We start from the raw sequence: 22,796 nt of genomic DNA on the forward strand, positions 1-22,796 counted from the left end.
GTCCGTTTCACACCTTGTCCCATCGGGTTCTCCATTTATTGGGGGGAAAGGTGTAAACCATATTCAGGACGGGACAGTTGCCACAAAAAAAGCGCCTCAGAGGAGGCGCGGGGAAAAAGACAGATTGGAAGCGTCACATGGGTGCTACTTGAATCAGCGAATGAGCCGTGCCATTCAAGTATGGAGCCATCATGCCAAGCTCAATCTGAAGTAGTTCTGAGGCGATTCTTCATTTTCTGTTCATCTTGTCAGCAAAGCGTGGCTACTGGCTGAAAGCCTTTTCATTTTGGCCACCATATTGTCCCGTTCCTCTCCGGGGCGGTCATCGTGTCATGGGGCCAGCTCGAATGTTGTGCCTGTCTGTTCCAGAGCCAGCAACCAGCGCTTGATGGGAATGCCGCCAGCATAGCCGGTCAGATCGCCGCTGCGTCCGATCACCCGATGGCAGGGTACTATGATGCTCAGCGGATTGCGGCCATTGGCAGCGCCTACCGCCCGCACCGCCTTGGGATTGCCGATAGCCTGGGCAATCTCGAGATAGCTGACGGTCTCGCCATAGGGGATATCGCACAAAGCGTTCCACACCGATTGTTGAAACGGGGTGCCCTTCGTTGCCATGGGCAGATCGAACTGCTGCAATTTTCCGGCGAAATAGGCGGTGAACTGCTCGACGAAAGGAGCAAGAGCCAGGTCATCACGCAGCCACTCATCGGTCGGAGTTACCGGCTGCTCCCCCTGCACGAACTCCACATAGCGCAGGCCATCCTGATCGATGGCAATGAGCAGGGGACCGCGGGCGCTGTCGCAAAAACTGTATCTCATCGGCTGACATCCTTTGGGGGCTGGGGGTTGGCTCAGTCCAGAACCGGTTTGCCGCGGGCGGATTTGATATCCCCCTTGCGCTTTTTGGCATCGACCCGTTTGCGCTGGGAGCTGCGGGTCGGCTTGGTGGCATGACGAGCCTTGGGGCGCCAGGCTGCTTTCTTCAGCAACTCCACCAGACGGCTCATCGCCTCCTTGCGGTTCATGTCCTGGCTGCGATGGCTCTCGACCCGGATCAGGATAAAGCCATCGTGTACCCGGCTGTCGCTCAGCTTGTCGAGACCCTCATTGTAGAGGGGCGTCAGGCTGGGAGAGTTGCGGTAATCGAAGCGTAACCAGACGGCGGAGTCGGTCTTGTTGACGTGCTGTCCACCGTTGCCCTGTGCCCGCATGGTCTGAAATTGCAGCTCATGCCAGGGAATCGTGACGCTGTTGGAGATAACTAACATGCTGTTTTGCTCTTGTTTGGTGCATACCCGCTGACCGCTGCAGCATGGTGCCTCATTATGGGGCGTGCTGGCCAGTTATGGGGATGTGCCTGGCGAATGGCGCCGACATTAAACTCTATCTATATGAAATAAAACAATAAAAATACTTGGCATAAGAATTGAAACCCGATTCATGACACACCATGGATTGGGAGCAACCAGATGAAGCTGATTAGTGCGATTATCAAACCGTTCAAGTTGGACGATGTCCGCGAGGCTATTGCCAACCTGGGGGTGGAAGGGCTGACCGTGTCCGAGGTCAAGGGATTTGGCCGCCAGAAGGGACACACCGAATTATACCGGGGAGCCGAGTATCAGGTCGACTTCCTGCCCAAGGTGAAGCTGGAGATTGCCACCGCTGATGATAACGTGGAAGGGGTGATCGAGGCGATCTGCAAGGCGGCTTATACCGGCAAGATCGGTGACGGCAAGATTTTTGTCTACGACTTGCTGCAAGCGGTGCGCATTCGCACCGGCGAGAGTGACGACGAGGCGCTGTGATGAACCGCATCCGTGACGTACAGATCTGTTGACCTCCCGACCTCGGGGCATCCCGATGGCGTGAGCGCTTATTGAAGCCTGATCAACATAACGTTTTGCTCAGAAGAGGCCGAATGGGATTCCATCCGGCCCTTTTCATTTATAGGCGATTAAATATGTGATGTGGCGACGGCGAGCTTTCTTGATCCGCTTATAAGATGTATGCAGAATGCAAACGGAAATCGTTATCACTCTGTATAGCTAATCAAGGAATGGATGATGAAAATGAAGATGTTGGCACTGGCTTTCTCTGCGTTGGCAGCTCAGTCGGCATTGGCGGCCGGGGAAGTGAATGTCTACTCCAACCGCCAGGATGAGCTGATCAAGCCCATCATCCAGCAGTTCGAGAAGGAATCGGGCATCAAGGTGAACGTGGTGTTTGCCAAAGAGGGGTTGAACGAGCGTCTGGAGCGGGAAGGCAAGCTCTCTCCGGCCGACCTGATGCTGACTGTCGATATCAGCCGTCTGACCGATCTGGTGGACAAGGGGCTGGTGCAGCCGGTGGACAGCAAGATCCTGCAGGAGAACATCCCCGCCATCTATCGTGATCCGGAGAATCGCTGGTTCGCCCTGACCACCCGGGTTCGCGCCATCTACTCCAGCAAGGAGCGCCTCGGCAAGCTCGACACCATCAGCTACGAAGATCTGGCCAAACCGGAATTCAAAGGGAAAATCTGCACCCGCAGCGGCAAGCATGAGTACAATGTGGCGCTGGTCTCCTCCATGATTGCCCATCACGGCATGGCCGAGACCAAAACCTGGCTGGAAGGGGTCAAGGCCAACCTAGCGCGCAAGCCGCAGGGCAACGACCGGGATCAGGTCAAGGCGATCAAGGATGGTATCTGTGACGTGTCACTCGGCAACAGCTACTATCTGGGTGCCATGTTGAAAGATCCTGCTCAGAAGTCCTGGGCGGATGCGGTCTATATCAACTTCCCGAACCAGGCTGACCGCGGTGCCCACGTCAACGTGAGTGGCGTGGCCATGACCAAGTATGCCAAGAACAAGGCCGAGGCCCAGAAGCTGATGGAGTTTCTGGCTGGCGATACCGCCCAGCACATGTATGCGGACGTGAATGCCGAATATCCGGTCAAGGCCGGGGTCGAGCCTTCCGCCATGGTCAAGTCCTGGGGCAGTTTCAAGTCTGACGCACTACCGGTCAGCGATTACGCCAAGCACCGCAAGGACGCCTTGCAGTTGCTGGATGAGGTGAAGTTCGACTTGTAATCAGATGGGGCCAACGGCCCCATCAACATCTGTGGTCTCATGAAAAATTTTGGATGGATGACCGGCAGCTGGGCTATCGCCCTGCTGCTGGGTTTACCGGTTATAGCCCTGCTTTTCTCTGCCTTCTCGGCTGAGGGGGAGCTGTTTCGCCACCTCGCCGATACCGTGCTGCTCGATTATCTGGGCAATACCCTGGGGCTGGTGGTCGGTGTGGTACTGCTCAGCCTGCTGTTTGGTATACCCACCGCCTGGCTGGTGGCCATGTGTCAGGTGCCGGGGCGCCGTGCCCTGCAGTGGGCCTTGATGCTGCCGATGGCTATGCCCTCCTATATCGTCGCCTACGTCTATACCGACTTGCTCGATTACTCGGGCCCGCTACAGGCCGGGTTGCGAGCACTCTTTGGCTGGAACAGTCCTGCCGATTACTGGTTTCCGGCCATTCGTTCCCTTGGCGGCGCCGCCTGGGTGCTGGCGCTGGTGCTGTTCCCCTATGTCTATCTGCTGACCCGCGCCTCTTTTCTCGAGCAGTCAGTCAGCCTGATCCACTCCAGCCGCCTGCTCGGCTGTACCCCGTGGCAGAGCTTTCGCCGCCTCAGTTTGCCGTTGGCGCGTCCCGCTATCATGGTGGCGGTGTCGCTGGTAGCCATGGAGACGCTGGCCGATTTCGCCACCGTCCACTTCTTTGCCATCAACACCCTGACCACCGCGGTCTACGACACCTGGCTCGGTTACGGCAGTCTGGCCACCGCGGCCAAACTCTCCTGCCTGATGTTGCTGGCTGTGGTGCTGCTGATCGCGCTGGAGCGCCGCTCGCGCAGTCGGCAGCAGGTGTTCCAGAAGTCCATGGGCCATGAGCAGCCGCTGCGCTATCCGCTCAAGGGGGTTGGCCGTTGGTTGGCCGGTCTCTGGTGCTGGGGGCTGGTGCTGGCCGGTTTCGGCCTGCCATTCGTCATCCTGCTCGATTACGGCGTGCGTTACTTCGAGTTGTCGTGGACGCCGGAGTTTGTCCGCTTCGCCGGCAACAGCTTAGCTATCTCGGCGCTGACGGCACTATTGGCGATGGGCATCGCCCTGCTGCTCGGCTTCTTCCGCCGCCTCGATGGCGGGATAAAGAGTCTGTTGCCCCTGCGCATCGCCGCCATGGGCTACGCCATGCCGGGGACCGTGCTGGCCATCGGGGTGCTGGTGCCGCTCACCGCCCTCGATTTTGCCATCAACGATCTGGCCGAGTGGCTCGGGCGTCAGGGGCCGGGCTTGCTGCTGACCGGTACCATCACCGCCATCGTGTTCGGTTATCTGGTGCGCTTCGTGGCCATCGCCATCGGCTCGGTGGAGAGCAGCATGGGCAAGATCTCCCCCAGTCTCGACATGGCAGCCCGCTCCTTGGGGCAGGGGGATGGCGGCATGCTGCGGCGGGTCCATCTGCCGCTGGTGCGCCGAGGTCTGTTTGCCGGTGCCATGCTGGTATTCATCGAATCCATGAAGGAGCTGCCCGCCGCCCTGCTGCTGCGGCCGTTCAACTTCGATACTCTGGCGACCCACGTCTACCAATTCGTCTCGGACGAGATGCTGGAGCGCGGCGCGCTGGGGGCCATCGTCATCGTGCTGGTGGGGCTGTTGCCGCTGATCTGGGTCAACCGCAGTCTGGACAGTCCGGGCCACTGAGTCGCCACGTCGGCCAATGAAATTGCATGCGGTGCGCTGAACCAAAAGGCTGCGCGCCGCCAGAAACGAGAGGAAGTCAGCCTTGTCCTGTTTGCAGGTTGAAAATGTCAGCTGCCGTTACAACGGCCGCAATGTGCTGGAACAGCTCTCCCTGACGGTGGCAGACAACGAGATCGTCTGCCTGCTGGGAGCCAGTGGCTGCGGCAAAACCACGCTGCTCAAGGCCATCGCCGGGCTGCTGCCGCTGGCCGATGGCTCGATTCGCCTCGGCGATACCCTGCTCGACGGGCCGGGTGCCAGCGTGCCGCCCGAGGCGCGCAACATCGGCATGATCTTTCAGGATTACGCCCTCTTCCCCCACCTGACGGTGGCCGACAACGTCGGTTTCGGTCTGACCAAATTCGATCGCCGCGCCCGCCAGCAGCAGGTTGACGAGGCGTTGGCGCTGGTCAATCTGCAGGGGCTGGGGGATCGTTATCCGCACCAGCTCTCCGGCGGCCAGCAGCAGCGGGTGGCCATCGCCCGGGCGTTGGTGTGCAAGCCGCGGCTGATGCTGCTGGATGAACCTTTTTCCAACATCGATACCCAGGTGCGGATGAAGTTGATCCTCGAGATCCGCGCCCTGCTCAAGCAGCAGGGGATCGGCGCCATCTTCGTCAGCCACAGCAAGGAGGAGGCTTTCGCCTTCGCCGATCGGCTGGCGCTGTTTCGCGCAGGCCATATCGAGCAGGTGGGTCAGCCGGAGCAGCTCTATCGCCGCCCGCAAAATCGCTTCGTGGCGGAGTTTCTCGGCGGGGTCAACTATCTGGCTGCCGAGGTGGTGGACAGCCACTGCGTGCAGACGGCGCTCGGGGTCATTTGTGGCAGCGAGCCTCATGGCAGGGCGGTGGGCGAGCAGTTGCAGCTGATGCTCAGACCCCAGCAACTGCTGCTGGAGAGTGCCGCAGATGGCGAGCTCGAGGTGGTGGAGCAGCAGTTCCTCGGCCACCACTGTCGGGTGCTGTTCGAGTGTGGCGATCTGCAGCTGGAGGCGAGCATTGGCGAGCCCCTTGATGGGATGCGGGCACGGATCAAGGTCGCACCCCATGGGCTGGTGTTGTTTGACCCTTTGCCCTGAACGCGTGATATCGTCGTGAAATCAAAGAACTGGATCCACTCTGGTTTATAATCGCGCAACGCAAATAGCCCGTAACGCTAACGCCTACTCAGGGGAGAGATATATGAAAGCCCAAGCCGGGATCTGCGCAGAGCCGAATCTGCACGCCCTCTATCTGATGTTCAATCGCACCGGCGACGCCGCCGAACTGGTCGGCCGTCTGGCCAAACTGCCCGCCCTGTGGCAGGCGGTTGCTGCCGATTTCCCTGATGCCGGGTTCAGCGGTCTGGTTGCCGTTGGCGCCGATGCCTGGGATGGTCTCTATCCTGCCGCCCGTCCGCCCCAGTTCCGCAGTTTTATGGCGCAATCCGCCAACGGTCAGGAAGCCCCCAACACCCCGTTTGATCTCTTTATTCAGCTGCGCGCCGATCGGGTGGATGTGCTGCACCACGCCGGTCACCGTGTGATGGCGCTGCTGGCCGGACTGGTCGAGCTGGCCGAAGAGGTGCGCGGTTTCCGCAACCTGGATTGCCGTGACCTGACCGGTTTCGTTGACGGCACCGAGAACCCGCAGGATGAGCACCGTGCCGAAGTGGCGCTGCTGGCCGATGGCGAGTTTGCCGGTGGCTCCTACATTCACGTCCAACGCTGGGTCCACGCCATGAGCGACTGGGAGAAGCTGGCGCAGAAAGAGCAGGAAGACATTATCGGTCGCACCAAGCCCGACAATATCGAGTATGAATCTGCCGCCAAGCCGCTGACCGCCCACATCAAGCGGGTCAACCTCAAAACCCCGAAGGGAGAGTCCATGGAGATCCTGCGCCAGAGCATGCCCTGGGGCACCATGACCGAGCAGGGGCTCTACTTCATCTCCTGCTGCCGCACACCGCAGCACTTCAACGCCATGCTGGCCAGCATGTACAAAGGTGAGGGCAGCCACTTCGACCACCTGCTGCGCTTCACCAGGGCAGTGACCGGCGCGGCTTTCTTCGCACCATCGGAAGGTTTTTTGATGGCGCAGGGCAAATAAGCCCGCCTGACGAAGACTCAGAAAACAAAAATCCCGGCCTTGGCCGGGATTTTTCGTTCTGGCGTGACCGCTATGACGCGGTGGTTGCCATTACGGCGTCTGTTCGAACAACTCGAGGGCGGAGAGGTAGAGCTCTTCGATATCGGTGTCGCTGGTCGGGGTGATGAAGATGGTGTCATCACCGGCGATGGTGCCGAGGATCCCCTCTGCCTTGCCGAGGGAGTCGAGCAGGCGGGCGATCAGCTGGGCTGCGCCCGGGCTGGTGTGGATCACCACCAGTGCGCCGTTGTGATCGACGTCCAGTACCAGATTCTTGAGCGGGCTGGAGGTAGTGGGCACGCCCAGTTCCACCGGCAGGCAGTAGACCATCTCCATCTTGGCGTTGCGAGTGCGAACGGCGCCGAAGCGGCTCAGCATGCGCGATACCTTGGACTGGTTGATGTTCTCGAAGCCCAGCTCTTGCAGGGCGGTGACGATCTCTGCCTGGGAGCCAAAGCGCTCTTCTTTCAGCAAGGCTTTAAAGGCCTTGGCCAGTTTTTCTTGCTTGTCGTTGTGTTTCATCTTGGTCTCACGAATGAGGAGGTGTGGCGGCCTGTGCGATACAGGCGGCAGATACGAACAGCGGGGCCATTTTGCATTCATATGCCGTTTTTTGCAAGGAAGCGGCGCTTGTTCTGCATATTGATTCAAAAATGGCTTGCATCAACCTTTATTAGGGATAGAATCGGGATGAAATTTTGAAAACTTATTCAATTGGGCTGTATGGGTATTGAATTAATAGGTATCGAGAAGTCTTGGCACAAGGTGCCGGTTCTGCAACAGGTCAGCTTTCGGACATCCCCCGGTGAAACCTTGGTGTTGCTGGGCCCGAGCGGTGCTGGCAAGAGTTCCCTGCTACGGATGATGAATCTGCTGGATACCCCGGATGCGGGTGTTCTGCGGATTGGCGAAAGTGAATTTTCTTTCCCGAACTCCCTCTCTGCTGCCGAATTCAACCGCCAGTCCCAACTGCTGCGCCGCAAGGTGGGCATGGTGTTCCAGCAGTACAATCTCTGGCCACATCTCACTGTGATGGAGAATCTGATTGAAGCGCCGGTCAAGGTGCTCGGCATGAGCAAGGAGGCCGCCATCGAGAAGGGGGCCTACCTGCTGGCCCAGCTGCAACTGGCCGACAAGCGCGATGCCTGGCCTGCCCGTCTCTCTGGCGGTCAGCAGCAGCGGGTGGCTATTGCCCGTACCCTGATGATGGACCCGGAAGTGCTGCTGTTTGACGAGCCGACAGCTGCCCTCGATCCCGAGATCACCAAAGAGGTGGCCGAGATCATCCGCAACCTGAGCCAGACCGGCATTACCCAGGTGGTGGTGACCCACGAGGTCGACTTTGCCCGCAAGGTGGCCAGCCAGGTGATTTATCTGGAGAAGGGGCGGATCATCGAATCCGGCACCGCCGCCATTTTCCAATCCCCGCAAACCAGCCGGTTTGCCGAATTCTTGATGCATTGATATTGAATCGATAAGGAAGCTGTCATGAAAAAGAGTCTGTTGTTGGTTGCTGCCATGGGCCTGTTGAGTACCTCCGTCATGGCCAAAGAGATCAAGTTCGCCACCGAGGCCACCTACGCACCGTTCGAATACCTGGATGACAAGAACGAGTTTCAGGGTTTTGACATCGATCTGGCGCGCGCCATCTGCGAGCAGGCCAAGCTGGAGTGCAGCTTCCACAACCAGGCCTTTGACAGCCTGATCCCCAGCCTCAAATTCCGTCGCTACGATGCCGCCATCGCCGCCATGGACGTGACCCCTGAGCGGGCCGCTCAGGTCGATTTCTCTGACATCTACTACGAGAACTCGGCCGTATTCGTCGCCAAGAAAGGGGCCTTCAAGGGGCCGGAAGAGATGGTCGACAAGACAGTCGGCGTGCAGAACGGTACCTCTCACCAGTCCTATCTGGTTGATAACTGGGTGAGCAAGGGTCTGCTGACCGTGCCGTACGCCAGCTACCAGAGCGCCTTCCTCGACATGATGAATGGCCGTACCGACGGTGTGTTTGCTGATACCGCCGTTGCTGCCGACTGGCTGAAGCAGCATAAGGAGTATGCCGTGGTGGGTACGCCGGTGACGGATGCCAAGTACTTCGGTACCGGCTTTGGCATCGCGGTCGCCAAGGGCAATCAGGAGCTGCTGACCCAGCTGAACAAGGGGCTGGCGGAGATCAAGGCCAACGGCACCTATCAGAAAATCTTCGACAAATACTTCGCGCAGTAAGCCATGTTGAGCCTGTTGTTGGATGCAGCCTGGATGACCCTCGGGCTGGCCTTGGCATCACTGGTCGGGGGCATGGTATTGGCACTGGCGTTCAGTGCCGCCGAGCTCAGCAAGCAGCGTGCGCTGGTGTGGCCGGTGGCCACCCTGACCACGCTGATCCGTGGCCTGCCCGAGTTGCTGGTGGTGCTGTTCATCTACTTCGGCTCGACCCAGGTGCTGTTCCTCCTCACTGGCGAGTATGTAGAGTTCAGTCCGTTCGCCTGTGGCGTGCTGGCGCTCTCCCTGCTGTTCGCCAGCTATGCGACCCAGACCCTGCGGGCGGCGCTCAATGCGGTGCCTTCAGGTCAACGGTTGGCGGCGCTGGCGTTGGGGTTGAGCAAGAGCCACATCTTCTTTCGCATCGTGTTGCCGCAGGCGTGGCGTCATGCCCTGCCGGGCCTCGGCAACCAGTGGCTGGTGTTGCTGAAAGATACCGCGCTGGTGTCGCTTATCGGGGTGAACGAGATGATGCGTCAGGCGCAGATGGCCTCGGCCAGTACCTATGAGCCTTTCACCTGGTATGCCGCCGCCGCCCTCATCTATCTGGCCATCAGTCTGGTGAGTGAATATGGCCTCGGGCTGGCTGCCCGCTACACCCGCCGCTACGGAGGCTAACTGATGCAAGAGTATCTCGTTACGTTGCTGGGCGGTCTGGTCACCACGCTGGAGCTGACCCTGTTCAGCCTGCTGCTGGGGATTGTGTTGGCAGCCCTGATGACCTGGGTGTTGGAGCTGCGCCTGCCGGTGGCGACCCAGCTGGTGCAGCTGTGGGTGCTGCTCTTTACCGGCACGCCGCTGCTCATTCAGATCTTCCTGATTTACTACGGGCCGGGCCAGTTCGAGTGGCTGAAAGCCGGCCCGCTCTGGCCGCTGCTCAAGCAGCCCTGGTTCTGCGCCGTGCTGGCGCTGGGTCTCAACACGGCGGCCTACTCCACCCGGTTGTTCAAGGGGGCGCTCGATGCCATCCCGGCTGGTGAGGTGGAGGCGTGCCGGGCGCTTGGTTTTAATGGCCGCCAGACCTTGTGGATGAAGGTGCGCCACGCCGCCCGTCATCTGGTGCCTGCCTACTCCAACGAGGTGATCCTGGTGCTCAAGGGGAGCTCCCTCGCCAGTACTATCACCATCATGGACATCATGGGGCTGGCGCAGGGGTTGAACGCCCAGACCTACGATACCCTGGCTGTGTTCGGGGTGGCTGGTGGGCTTTATCTGGCGATGAACGGATTGTTAACAATTGGTTTTCGCTGGTGTGAAAAACGGGCGCTGGCATTCCAATCCTGAGACCCTCAGATCTACCTCTTTATGGTAAGGAGAAGTGCAGAAAAACTGTGCTTCTCCTCCAACTTTTTGTATTTCCCTCCAATTTTTGCTCCCGCATGTTTCGTGGCTCACAGAACCCGTGACTGCAACTGTTATCAGATTGTTTTTTATGGGGGGATCCATTAAGGTTGGGCGCACAACAACAAACAACCTTAAACCTACGCTTAAACATGGAGTTGATCATGAAAGTTGCCGTTCTGGGTGCCGCTGGTGGCATCGGTCAAGCCCTCGCTCTGCTGTTGAAAAACCGTCTGCCGGCTGGCTCCGAGCTGAGCCTGTATGACATCGCCCCGGTTACCCCGGGTGTGGCCGTTGACCTCAGTCATATTCCTACCGACGTCGCCATCAAGGGCTTCTGCGGTGAAGATCCGACTCCTGCGCTGGTTGGGGCCGATGTGGTGCTGATCTCCGCCGGTGTGGCACGCAAGCCGGGGATGGATCGCTCCGACCTGTTCAATATCAACGCCGGTATCGTCAAGAATCTGGTCGAGAAGTGCGCGGCCACTTGCCCGAAAGCACTGATCGGCATCATCACCAACCCAGTCAACACCACTGTGGCTATCGCCGCCGAAGTGCTGAAGAAAGCCGGTGTCTATGACAAGCGTCGCCTGTTCGGTGTCACCACCCTGGACGTGATCCGCGCCGAGACCTTCGTGGCCGCTGCCAAAGGGTTGAACATCGACAAGGTACGCGTCAACGTGATCGGTGGTCACAGTGGCGTCACCATCCTGCCGCTGCTCTCCCAGATTGAAGGCGCTTCCTTCACCGCTGAAGAAGTGGCAGCCATGACCAAGCGCATCCAGAATGCCGGTACCGAAGTGGTGGAAGCCAAAGCCGGTGGCGGTTCTGCGACCCTCTCCATGGGTCAGGCGGCTTGCCGTTTCGGTCTCTCCCTCATCAAGGGTCTGCAGGGCGAAGCCAACGTTGTTGAGTGCGCCTACGTTGAAGGCAACGGCGAGCACGCCACCTTCTTCGCACAGCCGGTACTGCTGGGCAAGAATGGCGTCGAAACCGTACTGGATTACGGCAAGCTGAGCGCGTTCGAGCAGGAAGCGATGGAAGGCATGCTGGCTACCCTGAAAGCCGATATCCAGCTGGGTGTCGATTTCGTCAAGTAAGCGGGTCAACCGTGCCAACAAGGGAGCTTCGGCTCCCTTTTGTATTGATGAGATCCGCCCGGCAGGCTAAGGGGATGGGGCTTGGTGCCGATAACAGAGTGCAGCAGGAGATCCTTATGATGAAACCCCTTACCCTTCTCATTCTTGTCGGTACATTCACCGCGCCCCTCTATGGTGCCGAGGCGGTATCGGCTGCCGTATCGAGCGATGTGCCTGCAGCAAGTGCATCGGCACCGACCGCAAGCAGTGCTGCGGTGTCAACGGCCCCTGTCTCTGCTGCTACGCCAGCGCCCTCTGAGGCTGTCCCCGTCTTGCTCCCGGCCGAGCCGGTCACCCCCATTGCCAGCAGTGGCGAGGGGGCCGCGCCGCTGCCAAAACCGGTGGAACCTGCTGCTGTGGTGGCGCCTCCCGCACCTCTGGCCGCTGGCGAGTTGCAGGCGGTGCCACTCTATCGTCAGGACGAGTTGCTCAACTGGATTGAGCAGGGGCGTCACCTCACTCAGGTGAAGCAGGATCGCTGTCAGCTGACTCAGGATATCGAAGCGCGCGCCTCGGTGATGAAGATCCCGGCCTATCAATTCCTCTGGGGGGATATGCTGGCGTGGGGTGTCTGTACCAAATCCAATGCCGAACTCGGGGTGCAATATATGTGGGAGGCGGCCAATCAGGGGTTGGCGCCAGCGCTGGAGCAGCTGGGGCGCTACTACTGGAAAGGAACTTTGGTGCAGAAGGATTTGGTGCGAGCCGAAACTCTGATGCGCGAGGCGGCCAGCCTCGGTTTTCTGCGGGCTCGCATCGAGTGGGTCGAGATGCTGTTGCAGGGGATGGGCAGTCCGCTTGATTATGAGGACGCCTATCGCTGGCTCCATGGCTCCGTCATAGGTGACAAGGCGCTGCACCAGAAGGCGGCGAGTCTGCTCAGCCGTCTTGGCAACCGGATGCCGGCCAACGTGGTGGCCCGCGCCAAGGCGATGCACTGATCCAAAAAAATGACCCACAGATCTGCACCTGTGGGTCCGGTTCCAGCCGCCGTGCCATGACAAGCCGGAACCTCCCTCTGTTATATGGCTGCCTGCGCCTTAGAGATCTTGGTGGGGGCCAAAAACTTCGTAATGGAGCTGCCCGGCTGACACCCCAGCCGCCAGCAGCTGCCGCTTGATCTCTTGCATGAAGCCGACAGGGCCACAGAAGTAGTAGTGGGCCTGCGGCGTGATGCGCTCTTTCACGGCAGTCAGATCCATGGTGCCGGCCAGGTCATAATCTTCACCCTGTACATCGCTGGCCTCCGGCTCCCGATACCAGACCCGGCTCAGCAAGTTGGGATGCTGGCGGGATTTTTGCTGAATATCCTCCCGGAAGGCGTGTACAGCGCCCTGTTCGCAGGCGTGCAGCCAGGTGATCTCGGCCTGATGAGCACTTTCCAGCAGCTGGTTGAGCATGCTCATCATCGGCGTCACGCCGACACCGGCTGAGAGCAGTACCACCGGGGTCTGGCTGTCGGCTTTCAGGTAGAAATCGCCGGTAGGAGGCATCACCTCGATCTTGTCACCCGCCTGCAGGTGATCGTGCAGCAGGTTGGAGACCTGACCCTGCGGCTCACGCTTGACGCTGATGCGGTAATCCTGCCCGTTGGGGGCATCGGAGAGGGAGTACTGGCGGATCTCCTGATATTCCAGCTCGGGGTGAACCAGCTTGATGCTGAGGTATTGGCCCGGTTTGAAGGTCAGTACCGGCTTGCCATCTTCCGGTGCCAGCAGGAAGGAGGTGATGAGGTCGCTCTCGGCTCGCTTCTCCTTGATGATGAAGGTGCGGGTACCTTGCCAGCCGCCATCCTGACTTGCCTTCTCCTGATAGATCTCCCGCTCGCGGCCGATGAAGATGTCTGCCAGCACGCCATACGCCTTGCCCCATGCCTCCAGCACCTCGTCGGTGACCGCACTTCCGCCCAATTCTTTGAGCGTGGCCAAGAGATGACTACCTACAATGTGATATTGTTCTGGCTGGATCAGGAATCCGGTATGTTTGTGCGCAATCCGCTCGACCGCACCGGCGAGCGCTCCCAGATTGTCGATATTCTTTGCATACGCGGCGACTGCATTGAACAGGGCCAGCGGCTGGCCGCCACTGCGTTGGTGGGCCAGGTTGAAGATATCTTTCAGCTCCGGGTTATGGCTGAACATCCGTTGGTAGAAGTGCTGGGTGAGGGCAGGACCTGCCGATTCGAGCAGCGGAATAGTGCTTTTGATGACGGCAACGGTGGTTTGATCTAGCATAGGGGCCTCGTTCTAATTGAACATATAAAATGTCATTTAATAAGTGGCATCCTAGATGTTTATTTGATTTGAATCAATACTCCACTTTTCGCATCGCGCTAATCAGGTTTTATGAGACTAACCAGTTATACAGATTTCGGATTGAGAGCCCTGCTCTATCTTGCCACCCTGCCGGAAGGGGAGTTGTCGAGCGTTGCCAAGGTATCAGCCCTGTATGGTGTTTCCCGCAACCACATGGTGAAGGTGGTCAATCAGCTGGTGAAGCTGGGCTATCTGCAATCCCAGCGGGGCAAGAATGGCGGTATTCGCATGGCTTGCGATCCCGCTACCATCAATATCGGGCAGGTGATCAGGGCGCTGGAAGGCAATCTGGACGGCATTGACTGCGGCTCGCCCGCTTGCCACATCGTCTCTGTCTGTCTGCTCAAGAGTGCGCTGAAAGAGGCGATGGATGCGTTTCTGGCGGTGATGGACAGCTATACGCTGCAAGACCTGCTGGCCAACCGTGACGAGCTGCAACGGGTCTTCGGCGAGTTGATCCCGACGCTGGTGCTGGAGCCGGATGATGAAGATGAGCAATGACTATGAGCAATAGAAAAGGGCTGCCACTGGCAGCCCTTTTTCAATCTTGCGAATCCGATTCCGCCCGGTACGATGCCGGCATAATCCGCGCCATCTTGACCATGTTGTTCTCCACATCGAGGATCTCGATAGGATAACCGGCCAGCCGGATCCCGATGTTGGGCTGGGGGATCTCCTCCAGATATTCGAGGATCAGGCCGTTGAGGGTACGCGGGCCATCGATGGGCAGATGCCAGTTCATCTCCTTGTTCAGCTCACGAATATTGGCTGAGCCTTCGACCAGATAAGAACCATCTGACTGGGGATGGATCTCGTCGCTCGGCGCTGGCGTCATGGAGGTGGTAAAGTCGCCCACGATCTCTTCCAGAATGTCGTCCAGAGTGATTAGCCCCTGAATATCGCCGTATTCGTCGACGATCAGGCCAATTCGCTCCTTGTTGCGTTGGAATTTGGCCAGTTGCACGTTGAGCGGCGTTCCTTCCGGAATGAAGTAGATCTCGTCCACTTCCCGCAACAGGCTCGATTTGTTGAACTGATCCCTGGCTACCAGTCGCAGGGCATCGCGCGCGTGCAAAAAGCCGACAACGTCGTCGATATTGTCGCGATAGAGCAGGATCTTGGTGTGAGCGCAGTGGGCCAGCTGGCGCTGGATGCTCTTCCAGTCATCGTTGATGTCGATGGCGTAGATATCGCTGCGTGGCACCATGATGTCCTCGACCAGCATCTTGTCGAGATCCAGAATGCTCAACAGCATCTCCTGATGACGCTGGGGGATCAGGTTACCCGCCTCATTGACTATGGTGCGCAGCTCCTCGGTGTTGAGGGAGTCATCCTTGTTGGGATTGATCTTCAGCATCTTGAGCAGGCCGCTGGTGATGCCGTTGATCAGCCAGACCAGCGGTGAGAGCGGCACCATCAGCCCCTTGAGGATCCAGGAGGCGGGATAGGCGATCTTCTCCGGAAACATGGCGGCCAGGGTCTTGGGGGTCACTTCACCGAATACCAGTACCACCAGGGTCAGCCCGAAGGTGGCGATGGCGACCCCGAGATCACCAAACAGCCGGATACAGACGATGGTGGCGATGGCGGAGGCGAGGATATTGACCAGATTATTGCCGATCAGGATCAGTCCCAGCAGGCGATCGGGGCGGGCGAGCAGTTGCTCGACGCGACGTGCGGCTTTGTGTTTGGTCTGTGCCAGATGCCGAAGTTTGTAGCGGTTGATGGACATCAGGCCGGTTTCGGCACTGGAGAAAAAGGCGGAAAGAAGGATCAAGATAACGAGAACAATCAGTAATGTACTCGTTGAGATGCTGTCCAAAAAGGGCTCCTGTTGGATGGTATGGCTAAAAGAGTATAGGTGTCAGCTCAACAGCACTTCTTTGACGAAGCGACTGCCAAAATAGGCAAGAGTCAGGATGAAGCTGCCGATCAGACTGAGAGTGATGACTTTACGGCCGCGCCAACCATAGGTGTGATGGCCCCACAACAGCAGCACATAGACACACCAGGCCAGAATGGAGAGTACCGCCTTGTGTGATTTGCCCTGGGCGAACATGTCTTCGAGGAAGAACAGGCCGGAGGCAATGGAGAGTGTCAGCAGGAACAGACCCGCCGAGATGAGCTGGAACAGCCGCTTCTCCACCGTCATCAGTGGCGGCATGGCTGGCAGGTTGCTGATTTTTCGAGATTTAAGCTGCTTGTCCAGACAGGCAAGCTGCAACGCAAACAGGCAGGCGATCATCAATACCGCATAGGCCATCAGGGCTAGGCCGATGTGCAGCAACAGCTGGGGATGGGCCTCCAGATGGGTGATGTAGCGACCCGGGATCAAGGCGCTGGCAGCCAGCAACAGGGCCGAGAAGCTATAGACTACCGGCAGCAGGATCCAGCCGTTGAAGCGACGGGTGACGCAGGTCATGAAGCAACTGATGATCAGGCTCACCAGCGAGGCGACGTTGAGCATGCTCAGGTTTTGACCGGAATGGGTCACCATTACTTCGCTGGCAACAGATGCACCATGGGCTACCAGTGCCAGTCCCACGCAAGCGAACAGGGGGGTGTACCCGACTTGTTTGGCATTGAGCAGCAGGTGCAGTGAGGCGATGATGGCCAGCAGATAAAACGCCAGGGCCAGAACAGAGATCACGATCATAACCAGGTCGTTGTTACACAAGCATTTAGGGATATAAGAGGAGCAGTATACCTTGCACAAGATGTGCTCGCCAGTTGTGCAATGGCCGATCCGCCCATATATAGGGACGAAGCATAGATGAGCGACGGTGCGGTGAATAATCGTCCTCGCGGCTGCTCTGGGTTATAATGCCCCCTATTTATTACGCCAAGAACCGGAATGCGTCATGTTTGAGAATTTGACTGAAAGACTCTCGCGCACCTTGCGCAATGTCAGTGGCCGTGGTCGGCTGACCGAAGAGAACATCAAAGAGACCCTGCGCGAAGTCCGCATGGCGCTGCTTGAGGCGGACGTCGCCCTGCCGGTCGTGCGTGATTTCGTGGCGCGCGTCAAGGAGCGTGCCGTCGGGCAGGAAGTGGCCAAATCCCTGAGCCCGGGTCAGGCATTCATCAAGATAGTGCACGGCGAGCTGGTCACCGTGATGGGGGAGGCCAATGAACAGCTCAATCTGGCTGCCCAGCCGCCCGCCATTATCCTGATGGCCGGTTTGCAGGGGGCCGGTAAGACCACCACGGTCGGCAAACTGGCCAAACTGCTCAAAGAGCGCAACAAGAAGAAGGTGTTGGTGGTCAGTGCCGACGTCTATCGCCCTGCGGCGATCAAACAGCTGGAGACCCTGGCGGGTGACATCGGCGTCGACTTCTTCCCGAGCGATGCAAGCCAGAAGCCGGTTGCCATCGCGACTGCCGCTATCGATCAGGCGCGCAAGAAATTCTATGACGTGGTGATCGTCGATACCGCCGGCCGTCTGCATGTTGATAGCGAAATGATGGCCGAGATCCAGGATCTGCATGCCACCATCAAGCCGGTCGAGACCCTGTTCGTGGTGGATGCCATGACCGGTCAGGATGCCGCCAACACCGCCAAGGCGTTCAACGAAGCGCTGCCGCTCACCGGTGTCATCCTTACCAAGGCGGACGGCGATGCCCGCGGTGGTGCCGCCCTGTCGGTGCGCCACATCACCGGTAAACCGGTCAAGTTCATCGGTATGGGCGAGAAGACCGATGCGCTGGAGCCGTTCCACCCTGATCGCCTCGCCTCTCGCATCCTCGGCATGGGCGATGTGCTCTCTCTGATCGAAGAGGTGGAGCGTAACGTCGATAAAGAGAAAGCGGCCAAGCTGGCCAGCAAGGTCAAGAGCGGTAAAGGCTTCGATCTCGAGGACTTCCGCGAGCAGTTGGCCCAGATGCGCAACATGGGCGGCATGATGGGTATGCTCGACAAGCTGCCGGGCATGTCCGGCCTGCCGGACAACATCAAGGATCAGATGGATGACAAACTCACCGTGCGGATGGAGGCCATCATCAGCTCCATGACGCCGAAAGAGCGTGCCCATCCCGACCTCATCAAGGGCTCTCGCAAGCGTCGCATCGCTGCAGGTTCCGGCATGCAGGTGCAGGACGTGAACAAGCTGCTCAAGCAGTTCACAGAGATGCAGCGCATGATGAAGAAGATGTCCGGCAAGGGCGGCGTGCGCAAGATGATGAGCCAGATGAAGAACATGCTGCCACCGGGATTTGGTGGCGGTCGCGGTCCGTTCTGATTATCCGGAGTTAGGTATTGAGCGAGGGTCTGCGAGTTGCAGGCCCTTTTCATTGCAGCCCTGCGCAAAAAATGGCTGGCTTGGTTGCAATTATTACGAATCCAAGTAGAATTATGCGGCTTATTTTAAGCTAGGGTCCGCGTGTTTGCGGGCCTTGTTCATTAGATGTTAATGAGGACGATATGGTAACCATTCGTTTACAACGTGGTGGCGCGAAAAAGCGTCCGTTCTACCAGGTAGTAGTTGCTGACAGCCGTAACGCCCGCGACGGTCGTTTCATCGAGCGCGTTGGTTTCTTCAACCCGGTTGCTTCTGGTCAGGCTGAAAAGCTGAACCTGGACCTGGCTCGTATCGAGCATTGGGTTGCTACTGGTGCCGCTGTTTCTGAGCGCGTTGCCAAGCTGATCAAAGACGCTGCCAAAGCTGCTTAATCAGCCAAACGGTAAGGAGTTAAGGTGGAAAAACCTGTAGTTCTGGGCACCCTGGGGACCGTTTACGGCATCAAGGGCTGGCTTAAAGTGAACTCCTTCACCGATGTTGCCGAAGCGATTTTCGATTACAACCCCTGGCTGATTAATCAGAACGGGGCGTGGCGTGAAATTCGGGTTTCATCCTGGAAACGTCACAACAAGGGTCTGATCTGCAAACTCGATGGTATCGATGTGCGCGAAGATGCCCTGGCATTGACCAATGTCGAGATCGGCGTACCCGCTGATCTATTGCCTGCGTTGCCTGAGGGCGAGTTCTACTGGCGTGACCTGATTGGTTGCTCGGTAGTGACCACCAAGGGATATGACCTAGGCAAGGTGACCGAATTGATGGAAACCGGCTCCAACGATGTGTTGGTGGTTGAGGCCAATGTAAAAGATGCCTTTGGTGCAAAGGAGCGGTTGATTCCGTTCCTGGAAGAGCAGGTGATCAAGAATATTGATCTGACTGCTCGAACAATCGAAGTTGATTGGGATCCTGGTTTCTAGTTTCCCGCGCTAACACGGGTGCCGGAGGTTTCTTATGTGGATTGGGGTTATTAGCCTCTTCCCTGAAATGTTCCGAGCCATTACCGAGCACGGGGTAACGGGTCGGGCCGTCAAGAGTGGCCTGCTGCAGATTGAGTGCTGGAACCCCCGGGAGTTTACCCACGACAAACACCGTACGGTCGATGATCGTCCTTATGGTGGTGGGCCCGGCATGTTAATGATGGTTCAGCCGCTGCGTGACGCGATTCATGCAGCCAAGCAAGCGGCGGGAGACGGGGCGAAAGTCATCTATCTCTCTCCTCAGGGACGCAAGCTGACTCAAGCGGGCGTAACCGAGTTGGCGACGAATCAGAAACTGATTCTGGTAGCCGGTCGATACGAAGGTATCGATGAACGCGTGATACAAACCGAAGTCGACGAAGAGTGGTCTATCGGGGATTACGTGTTAAGTGGTGGCGAGTTGCCTGCCATGACCCTGATCGATGCGGTTTCGCGTCTGGTCCCTGGGGTTTTGGGCGATCAGGCCAGTGCCGAGCAGGACTCCTTTACGGATGGCTTGCTGGATCATCCCCACTACACTCGGCCGGAGGTGTTGGATGGATTGGCGGTGCCCGAGGCGCTGACAAGCGGCAATCACGAAGTGATTCGACGCTGGCGTCTCAAGCAGTCGCTCGGACGAACCTGGCAAAGAAGGCCGGAACTTATTAACAACCTAGCTCTGACTGACGAGCAAGAATCACTTCTTGCCGAGTATGTCCGCGAAGTGCGTGACAGCGTTAAGTAGAGTTTTCAGTTTATCCTAGGTAAGGAAAGACAATGAGCAAGATTATTCAGCAGCTTGAACAAGAGCAACTGCGTACCGACATCCCGGCTTTTGCCCAGGGCGACACTGTACGTGTTCAAGTTCGTGTTAAAGAAGGTGGTAAAGAGCGTCTGCAGGCTTTCGAAGGCATCGTTATTGCCAAGCGTAACCGCGGTCTGCACTCTGCTTTCACCGTTCGCAAGATCTCCAACGGCGAAGGTGTTGAGCGTGTATTCCAGACTCACTCTCCGCTGATCCACAGTGTAGAACTGAAGCGTCGTGGTGATGTTCGCCGCGCCAAACTGTACTACCTGCGCAACCTGTCCGGCAAAGCTGCTCGTATCAAAGAGAAGCTCAACTAATTCGATTCGAATTGGTGTCGGTATGTCGGCAATAGCTCGACAGGTAGTGAAAAGGCTCGCCAATGGCGAGCCTTTTTTGTATCCGTCTATTGGCTATCTGGGTGCCGTTACTGGATGACCCGAACTACCGAGTTGTCTCGCCCGAAGGGGCCTGGCACATAGTCATCCGCTGCCCAGTCATTCTCGTAGAGGGTTTCCCCTGCCGGTGTGATGAGCTGGTAGCAGTATTCGAAGTACCCCGGGCCGTCGGTCGGCAGATTGAGGGTGGCTTTGAACTCGCCGCTCTTCATGCGTTTCAGCTCGACCGGTTGCCACTGGGTGAACTCGCCGATCAGCATCACCTGTTCTGCCCCTGCTGCGGCCTCCTTCTCTACGGCGAAGGTCACCTTGACCTCGGGTTTGGACTTGAGAAACTGCTTGGTAAGTGGCATGACGCCTCCTTGTCTGTGAGTTAAAAATAGCTCCTGTCTATTTTTATACCACCATATGACAAAGATGTTGATAAGGCAGATCAAGTCGGCAAGGCAAAATAGCGTTGCAGTAGACTGTGGGTGAAGTCGATCTTGAGATAGAAGCCGCGGGGCAGGGTCATGATGGGTTGACCATCGCGGCCGATGGCGCGAGTCAGCGCCTTGTTGTTGGCCGCCTTGGGCCGCAGTTGCATCACCTGGCCGTGGCGCGCGCTGATCTGCTCCACTTCTCCCAGCACTATCATGTCCATCAGCTCCTCCCAGTCCTGACGCAGTAGCCGATCTTCCTCTTCATTCGGGCTCCACATCAGCGGCATGCCGACCCGCCGCTCGCCAACCGGGATCTCCCGACTGCCTTCCACCGGGATCCAGAGCACCCGGGATAGCTTGTTGCGCACGTTGGACTCCTCCCAGCGCTGGCCGCTGACGCCGATTAGCGGGGCGACGCAGACGAAGGTGGTTTCCAGCGGTTTGCCTTGAGGATCCACGGGGATCGTCTTGAGTTCGATCCCCAGCTCTGGGAAGTCTTGTTCCGGCTTGCTCCCTGCGCTGGCTCCCAGTTGCAGCTCGATCAACTGACCGACCCACCCCTTGTCACGGCGCAGATCTTTGGGCACCACGACGCCTGCCTCGGCGGCTATCTGCGCCAGGGTGAAGCCGGCCATGGCATTGGCGCGGCTTAATAACTCCTGCTCGGATTGGGGATTGCTTGGCATAGTTGGTTCCATCTTGCTCGCCATATTCTAACAGGGGAGGATCCCGAGAAGGATCGCTGTTTTTATAACCGATCCTGAGTGGATAAGATCAAATGCAGAGAGTTTGGGGGCTATCATCTCATCATTATGATTTTAAAGGATTTTGTCTATTTTATCGAGTAGTGATCCTGGTCTGGTTTGACCTCTAAATAGTTGTCCAAGGGTTTGTGCATGATGTTACACACAGTTATCCACAGAAATCTTGGATAAGTGGATGAAAGTGGTTGGAGTCGCTGATATGTTACAAAAAATTGTGAATGCCACCCCATTTTTACAGGGTAAACGGGGTAGATATTGTGCCACTCCTGTGGATAATTTCGCCACGGTGGATCTTTGAGCAGTTGAACTTGTTCACAATCCGGATCATGGATCAGGCTCTTGGGGTAACATGGATCTAGATCCAGTTATTTTATCTCAAGTTCATAAAAAATAATGATTTTTTATATTTAATGTCGCGTGGTGATACGAAGAGTTACTTTTCGCGTACAGTTAAAAAGTACTGTATATACCCGTTTGCTAACAGCTTTATGCACAGCCTGGGTGGGCAACTTGGGGGCGCGGATCCTTGGATTTGTTTATAAGTATGTTTGAAATTGAAAGTTATTCATGAAACAGGGGATTCACTCCTTGTTTGCTGCCACGGAGTGAATGTGGAACAATCTCCTTATAGATTCAGCCTTTATAAGGTGATCACGTGATTGATGGCGACGGATTTCGTCCCAATGTCGGTATCGTGATCTGTAACCGTGAAGGACAAGTGTTGTGGGCTAAACGCTATGGGCAGCACTCCTGGCAGTTTCCGCAGGGGGGGGTTGATGATGGTGAAACGCCAGAGCAGGCCATGTATCGAGAGCTGTATGAGGAGATTGGCCTCAAGCCCGAAGATGTGACCATCATGGCCACCAGTCGTAACTGGCTAAAGTACCGTTTACCCAAACGTCTTGTCCGCTGGGACAGTTCACCGGTCTGTATTGGCCAAAAACAAAAATGGTTCCTGTTACAGCTGAATTCGGGCAAGGAGTCGCGGATCCAGTTCGGCTGTCATGGCCATCCCGAATTTGACGACTGGCGTTGGGTCAGCTTCTGGTACCCGGTGCGGCAGGTCGTCTCGTTCAAGCGGGAGGTTTACCGCCGGGTCATGAAAGAGTTTGCCCCGCTGGCGATGCCAGTGCCGGCAGTGCAGGTCAACAAGAAGGATGGGCGGCGCAACCGCGCCCGTTAAGGAGCA

26 protein-coding genes are annotated in these 22,796 nt (G+C 57.6%); 18 read left to right on the plus strand and 8 right to left on the minus strand.

Annotated elements, in window-relative coordinates; translation table 11 throughout:
• Positions 1–330: 330 nt before the first annotated feature.
• Both G5306_RS17130 and arfB read right to left on the minus strand, forming a co-directional pair.
• Complete coding sequence (locus G5306_RS17130; protein ID WP_368177496.1) at positions 331–822, minus strand: methylated-DNA--[protein]-cysteine S-methyltransferase; 492 nt, start codon at positions 820–822, stop codon at positions 331–333.
• A gap of 32 nt (positions 823–854) precedes the next feature.
• The gene (gene arfB / locus G5306_RS17135) at positions 855–1,271 is read right to left on the minus strand and encodes an alternative ribosome rescue aminoacyl-tRNA hydrolase ArfB (protein ID WP_421270830.1); all 417 of its coding nucleotides are present in this window, start codon (positions 1,269–1,271) and stop codon (positions 855–857) included.
• A 201-nt stretch (positions 1,272–1,472) separates the two neighbouring features.
• Here arfB and glnK point away from each other — a divergent pair, with 201 nt between their 5' ends.
• From glnK to G5306_RS17160, 5 genes are all read left to right on the plus strand, one after another.
• Entirely contained in the window at positions 1,473–1,811 is a 339-nt protein-coding gene (gene glnK, locus G5306_RS17140) for a P-II family nitrogen regulator (RefSeq protein ID WP_005341406.1), read from the plus strand.
• Between the two features lie 258 nt (positions 1,812–2,069).
• Complete coding sequence (locus G5306_RS17145) at positions 2,070–3,077, plus strand: Fe(3+) ABC transporter substrate-binding protein (protein WP_005357960.1); 1,008 nt, start codon at positions 2,070–2,072, stop codon at positions 3,075–3,077.
• A 39-nt stretch (positions 3,078–3,116) separates the two neighbouring features.
• Positions 3,117–4,742 carry an ABC transporter permease gene (locus G5306_RS17150; protein ID WP_421313283.1) on the plus strand — a complete coding sequence of 542 codons (1,626 nt, stop codon included), beginning with the start codon at positions 3,117–3,119 and terminating at the stop codon, positions 4,740–4,742.
• Between the two features lie 82 nt (positions 4,743–4,824).
• A complete protein-coding gene (locus G5306_RS17155) occupies positions 4,825–5,859 on the plus strand; it encodes an ABC transporter ATP-binding protein (protein WP_421313285.1) in 1,035 nt (344 codons plus the stop codon).
• A gap of 103 nt (positions 5,860–5,962) precedes the next feature.
• Positions 5,963–6,868, plus strand: a complete 906-nt coding sequence (locus G5306_RS17160; protein ID WP_236376002.1) for a Dyp-type peroxidase — start codon at positions 5,963–5,965, stop codon at positions 6,866–6,868.
• A 90-nt stretch (positions 6,869–6,958) separates the two neighbouring features.
• Here the strand turns inward: G5306_RS17160 and argR are convergent, their stop codons facing one another.
• Entirely contained in the window at positions 6,959–7,429 is a 471-nt protein-coding gene (gene argR, locus G5306_RS17165) for a transcriptional regulator ArgR (RefSeq protein ID WP_005340378.1), read from the minus strand.
• Positions 7,430–7,630: 201 nt separating this feature from the next.
• Between argR and G5306_RS17170 the strand changes: the two genes are divergently transcribed.
• The 6 genes from G5306_RS17170 (at position 7,631) to G5306_RS17195 (ending at position 12,590) form a co-directional block, all read left to right on the plus strand.
• The gene (locus tag G5306_RS17170; RefSeq protein WP_005357971.1) at positions 7,631–8,371 is read left to right on the plus strand and encodes an ATP-binding cassette domain-containing protein; all 741 of its coding nucleotides are present in this window, start codon (positions 7,631–7,633) and stop codon (positions 8,369–8,371) included.
• Between the two features lie 24 nt (positions 8,372–8,395).
• Positions 8,396–9,133, plus strand: a complete 738-nt coding sequence (locus tag G5306_RS17175; RefSeq protein WP_005348898.1) for a transporter substrate-binding domain-containing protein — start codon at positions 8,396–8,398, stop codon at positions 9,131–9,133.
• A 3-nt stretch (positions 9,134–9,136) separates the two neighbouring features.
• Positions 9,137–9,787, plus strand: coding sequence for an arginine ABC transporter permease ArtQ (gene artQ / locus G5306_RS17180; protein ID WP_064337352.1), 651 nt, complete (start codon positions 9,137–9,139; stop codon positions 9,785–9,787).
• A 3-nt stretch (positions 9,788–9,790) separates the two neighbouring features.
• Entirely contained in the window at positions 9,791–10,453 is a 663-nt protein-coding gene (gene artM / locus G5306_RS17185; protein WP_216952846.1) for an arginine ABC transporter permease ArtM, read from the plus strand.
• 221 nt (positions 10,454–10,674) lie between these two features.
• Positions 10,675–11,610, plus strand: a complete 936-nt coding sequence (gene mdh / locus G5306_RS17190) for a malate dehydrogenase (protein WP_005340384.1) — start codon at positions 10,675–10,677, stop codon at positions 11,608–11,610.
• 395 nt (positions 11,611–12,005) lie between these two features.
• Complete coding sequence (locus G5306_RS17195) at positions 12,006–12,590, plus strand: tetratricopeptide repeat protein (protein ID WP_103251390.1); 585 nt, start codon at positions 12,006–12,008, stop codon at positions 12,588–12,590.
• A gap of 99 nt (positions 12,591–12,689) precedes the next feature.
• Here the strand turns inward: G5306_RS17195 and hmpA are convergent, their stop codons facing one another.
• Complete coding sequence (hmpA, locus tag G5306_RS17200) at positions 12,690–13,883, minus strand: NO-inducible flavohemoprotein (protein ID WP_201990764.1); 1,194 nt, start codon at positions 13,881–13,883, stop codon at positions 12,690–12,692.
• Between the two features lie 111 nt (positions 13,884–13,994).
• Between hmpA and G5306_RS17205 the strand changes: the two genes are divergently transcribed.
• Positions 13,995–14,465 carry an Rrf2 family transcriptional regulator gene (locus G5306_RS17205; protein ID WP_005340388.1) on the plus strand — a complete coding sequence of 157 codons (471 nt, stop codon included), beginning with the start codon at positions 13,995–13,997 and terminating at the stop codon, positions 14,463–14,465.
• A gap of 40 nt (positions 14,466–14,505) precedes the next feature.
• Here the strand turns inward: G5306_RS17205 and G5306_RS17210 are convergent, their stop codons facing one another.
• Positions 14,506–15,786 (minus strand): HlyC/CorC family transporter, encoded by a 1,281-nt coding sequence (locus G5306_RS17210; RefSeq protein WP_005348906.1) that lies wholly within the window; start codon positions 15,784–15,786, stop codon positions 14,506–14,508.
• A gap of 42 nt (positions 15,787–15,828) precedes the next feature.
• On the minus strand, positions 15,829–16,620 hold the full coding sequence (locus G5306_RS17215) for a cytochrome C assembly family protein (protein ID WP_227341902.1): 792 nt from the start codon (positions 16,618–16,620) through the stop codon (positions 15,829–15,831).
• Between the two features lie 205 nt (positions 16,621–16,825).
• On the opposite strand from G5306_RS17215, the gene ffh reads away from it, so the two are divergent.
• From ffh to rplS, 5 genes are all read left to right on the plus strand, one after another.
• Positions 16,826–18,202 (plus strand): signal recognition particle protein, encoded by a 1,377-nt coding sequence (ffh, locus tag G5306_RS17220; RefSeq protein ID WP_421313288.1) that lies wholly within the window; start codon positions 16,826–16,828, stop codon positions 18,200–18,202.
• A 182-nt stretch (positions 18,203–18,384) separates the two neighbouring features.
• Entirely contained in the window at positions 18,385–18,633 is a 249-nt protein-coding gene (rpsP, locus tag G5306_RS17225; RefSeq protein WP_216952849.1) for a 30S ribosomal protein S16, read from the plus strand.
• Between the two features lie 24 nt (positions 18,634–18,657).
• On the plus strand, positions 18,658–19,179 hold the full coding sequence (gene rimM, locus G5306_RS17230) for a ribosome maturation factor RimM (protein ID WP_005340394.1): 522 nt from the start codon (positions 18,658–18,660) through the stop codon (positions 19,177–19,179).
• Between the two features lie 34 nt (positions 19,180–19,213).
• A complete protein-coding gene (trmD, locus tag G5306_RS17235; protein WP_005340400.1) occupies positions 19,214–19,963 on the plus strand; it encodes a tRNA (guanosine(37)-N1)-methyltransferase TrmD in 750 nt (249 codons plus the stop codon).
• A 32-nt stretch (positions 19,964–19,995) separates the two neighbouring features.
• Positions 19,996–20,343, plus strand: coding sequence for a 50S ribosomal protein L19 (gene rplS / locus G5306_RS17240; protein WP_005313505.1), 348 nt, complete (start codon positions 19,996–19,998; stop codon positions 20,341–20,343).
• Between the two features lie 107 nt (positions 20,344–20,450).
• On the opposite strand, the gene G5306_RS17245 is transcribed toward rplS, so the two are convergent.
• The gene (locus tag G5306_RS17245; RefSeq protein ID WP_042053334.1) at positions 20,451–20,774 is read right to left on the minus strand and encodes an isoamylase early set domain-containing protein; all 324 of its coding nucleotides are present in this window, start codon (positions 20,772–20,774) and stop codon (positions 20,451–20,453) included.
• A gap of 80 nt (positions 20,775–20,854) precedes the next feature.
• On the minus strand, positions 20,855–21,529 hold the full coding sequence (gene mutH, locus G5306_RS17250; protein ID WP_421172262.1) for a DNA mismatch repair endonuclease MutH: 675 nt from the start codon (positions 21,527–21,529) through the stop codon (positions 20,855–20,857).
• Between the two features lie 733 nt (positions 21,530–22,262).
• Between mutH and rppH the strand changes: the two genes are divergently transcribed.
• Entirely contained in the window at positions 22,263–22,790 is a 528-nt protein-coding gene (gene rppH, locus G5306_RS17255; protein WP_005340421.1) for an RNA pyrophosphohydrolase, read from the plus strand.
• Positions 22,791–22,796 lie beyond the last annotated feature (6 nt).

It is taken from the genome of Aeromonas sp. 603404 (assembly GCF_049171775.1).
Taxonomy (GTDB): domain Bacteria; phylum Pseudomonadota; class Gammaproteobacteria; order Enterobacterales; family Aeromonadaceae; genus Aeromonas; species Aeromonas veronii_A.